Origin of the sequence: Wohlfahrtiimonas larvae (genome assembly GCF_002006755.1) — a bacterium.
In the GTDB taxonomy this organism is placed as follows: domain Bacteria; phylum Pseudomonadota; class Gammaproteobacteria; order Cardiobacteriales; family Wohlfahrtiimonadaceae; genus Wohlfahrtiimonas; species Wohlfahrtiimonas larvae.
Genome location: NZ_MVDO01000104.1, coordinates 1 through 3,211 on the forward strand (window position 1 = coordinate 1; position 3,211 = coordinate 3,211).

3 protein-coding genes and 1 tRNA gene are annotated in these 3,211 nt (G+C 36.7%); 1 reads left to right on the forward strand and 3 read right to left on the reverse strand.

The features are described 5' to 3' along the window. Window positions 1-105 precede the first annotated feature (105 nt). The 3 genes from ybgC to BZK14_RS06555 form a co-directional block, all read right to left on the reverse strand. Entirely contained in the window at window positions 106-504 is a 399-nt protein-coding gene (gene ybgC / locus BZK14_RS06545; RefSeq protein ID WP_077925745.1) for a tol-pal system-associated acyl-CoA thioesterase, read from the reverse strand. 200 nt (window positions 505-704) lie between these two features. Beyond that, window positions 705-781: transfer RNA gene (locus tag BZK14_RS06550), tRNA-Asn, on the reverse strand. A 57-nt stretch (window positions 782-838) separates the two neighbouring features. Further along, a complete protein-coding gene (locus tag BZK14_RS06555; RefSeq protein ID WP_077925744.1) occupies window positions 839-1,672 on the reverse strand; it encodes a transporter associated domain-containing protein in 834 nt (277 codons plus the stop codon). 260 nt (window positions 1,673-1,932) lie between these two features. Between BZK14_RS06555 and BZK14_RS06560 the strand changes: the two genes are divergently transcribed. Beyond that, on the forward strand, window positions 1,933-3,211 hold a 1,279-nt coding region (locus BZK14_RS06560; RefSeq protein ID WP_245831202.1), incomplete at its 3' end, for a transglycosylase domain-containing protein.

Below are 3,211 nucleotides of genomic sequence, written 5' to 3' on the forward strand. Positions count from 1 at the left end.
AGATCAACATCAAAACGAGTAATAGCATTACGATTTGCACAATGATATTTGCTTCGACAACTAATGTCCAAAGGCTCAATTGTGAGTGTGCGTTCATGATTTTTCCTATGAAAATAATGATGGTAAAGGGATGGGACGACGGGTTTCAGTATTCAAACAAACTAGTTCAACTAGACCAGATACTAATAATTCTTCATTGCGATAAATTAATTGCTGAAAACAAACTCGTGTTGCTGTGAGCTTTGCCACAGAAGTCTCCACAATTAAATCATCACACAAATGCGCAGGTTTTTTATAATCCACCTGAATACTTTTAACGACAAACATTTTCTGTTCTTGTGCCGCATAATCATTTAAATTGATACCTCTATTGAGCATCCACTCTGTACGAGCGCGCTCCATAAAATTTAAATATATTGAGTGATAAACGACACCACCAGCATCTGTATCTTCGTAATAAACTCGGATTGGCAGGCGAAATACTAATTGTTGTTTTTCTTCCATTAACATCCTGTTCCATTTCTTCGAATCAATAAAGAACCGCATTATAACAGCCGATTTGTAAATTATTCTCAATACAAAATTGTTTTTGTGATTTTTTTTATTTATTTTCTAACAACATGATATTCATCACTCAACTGAATGCAGCCCGTTACTTTATTTTAGGCAATAAAAAAACCTAGCTAGGCTAGGTTTTCTTAATTTGGCTCCTCGACCTGGGCTCGAACCAGGGACCCCTTGATTAACAGTCAAGTGCTACTACCAACTGAGCTATCGAGGAATTAAGGATTCGCATTATATATGCTTACGCAAAGATGTCAATTTTTTTATTGATCAATTATTGATCATCACAAGGTTTAACTTCTAATCGTTCTAAAACCTTGCCATCATAAGGCAGAACTTTAAACTTAAAATTATCGATAACGACCTCATCATCAACATTAGGTAACAACCCAAATTGCGTCATCACTAAACCACTGATTGTTTCCACCTCATCTTTTTCAAAATGCGTACCAAAACGCTCATTGAACTCTTCTAGTGACATTTTGGCATCAATGATGTAATGATTTTCATCCAACTGCTCAATTTCTGGCTCAACTTCTGATTCAGAAATATCATGCTCATCATCTATTTCGCCTACAATTTGCTCTAAAATATCTTCGATTGTCACTAAACCAGAAACTGCACCATACTCATCCACCACTAAAGCCATGTGAGAGTGTCGCTCACGAAACTCATTCAATTGCGCAATGACATATTTTCCTTCTGGCACATAATCTACGGGGCGCAACAAAGAGATCAAACTTAATGAAGGATCTTGCATCAATTTCAATAGATCTTTTGTCAATAAAATACCTTGTAGCTCTTCATGATCTTCTGATAACACAGGGATACGAGAATGGCCCGACTGAATAATTTTATCCAAAGATGCATCAAACGGATCATCTATAGCAATCGAAGTCATATGTGCACGTGGCACCATGATATCTCTGACTGTTAAAGTTTGAGATGCCAATACAGAACGTATCATCCCTACTGCGCTCGGATCGATTTGCCCCTCTTTTTGCAATAGCGATAACTCAGTATTCCAATTGTTTAAAGTGATGCTTTTACGTTCTAATCCAAATCTAGACAACCAACTCTTTCGACTCGGCGAAGGATCATCTGACATAATTTTTATTTTTCCCTCAAAATGATAAAATTATTTAAGTTTAAACACAGCTATCTAAAAAGTTAAAGTTTTAAATGCCTTTTCTCTTTAAACTAGTCTAGTATAGCAAGCAATCATTCTCAGCAAAACTAATTCAACAACTTCATACCTTAACCATGAAATTTACTTTAAAAAAAAGAACATTTGGATCCAGAATTAATACAGCATTACGCTATTTCCTTCGCTTAATCATTTATATGATTGTTGGCGGGGCCTTCTTGATGATCCCCATATTTTTCTACTTCTTAATCAAAACTAACCAAGAGTTAGGTACACAGTTTGAAGACAGAAGTTGGTCTGTCCCTGCACGCGTTTATGCAAGACCATTAGAGCTTTATGTCAATAAATCTATCAAAAAAGAAGATTTATTATTAGAACTACAGATGCTCAATTACAAAAAAACGAACCAACTTAGCCAACCTGGTTCATATCATGAACATGAAAATACCGTTAATATTTATCTTCGTGAATTTACCTACAGTGATGGCTTGGCACCTGCTCAAAAGATTCAAATTTCTATTAACCAAAATAAAATTTCTGAACTCAAAAGCAATCAACACGACCAAGCAATCAATTTAATTCGCATTGAGCCTCTGCATATTGCATCTATTTACCCCGTGCATAACGAAGACAGAATTTTGTTAAAACGCGAAGAAATCCCACAATTATTAGTGGATACATTATTAGCGATGGAAGATCGCCAATTTTATGATCATTTAGGTATTAATCCTAAAGCGATTATTCGCGCCATGATTGCAAATATGAAGGCAGGCAGAAAAGAGCAAGGTGGCTCGACACTCACTCAGCAATTGGTTAAAAATTACTTTTTAACACCTGCACAAACATATGAACGTAAGATACAAGAAATGTTCTATGCACTGATCATTGATTGGCGCTATCCAAAAGACGATGTGCTTGAAGCATATATGAATGAAATTTATCTTGGACAAGACGGCTCTCGAGCCATTCATGGCTTTGGCTTGGCCAGTGAATTTTTCTTTGGCAAGCCCGTTTCAGAATTAAGCATCAATAACATAGCAACATTAGTAGGCATCATTCCTAGCCCTTCAGCATACAACCCTCGTAATCGCCCTACAACAGCATTAAAACGCCGCAATCTTGTATTAGATGTAATGGCCCGACAAAATTTAATTTCCCATGAAGAAGTTGAAGAGTTAAAACAAATGCCATTGGATGTACTAGAAACTGCACCTTCTGGCATCACCAAATATCCTGCTTTTATCGATTTAGTATCGAAGCAAATTAAAGAGCTATATGCTAGTGAAGCACTCACTAGTGATGGATTAAAAGTTTTCACAACCTTGGATCCCATCGTCCAAACTTATGCAGAGAAAGCGGTCATTGAAACATTGCCTGCCATAGAAAAAACTCGTGGCGTTAAAGATATTCAAGCTGCAATCATCATCAGCCAAAATAATACAGGTGAAGTTGAAGCCCTAGTCGGAGATCGTCAGGTTCGCCAAGCTGGCTTTAATCGAG

What these genes read in the sequence shown, in the direction of transcription:
- BZK14_RS06555 (WP_077925744.1), bottom strand. Translation starts at nt 1,672, where the DNA reads ATGTCAGATGATCCTTCGCCGAGTCGAAAGAGTTGGTTGTCTAGATTT.
- ybgC (WP_077925745.1), bottom strand. Translation starts at nt 504, where the DNA reads ATGGAAGAAAAACAACAATTAGTATTTCGCCTGCCAATCCGAGTTTAT.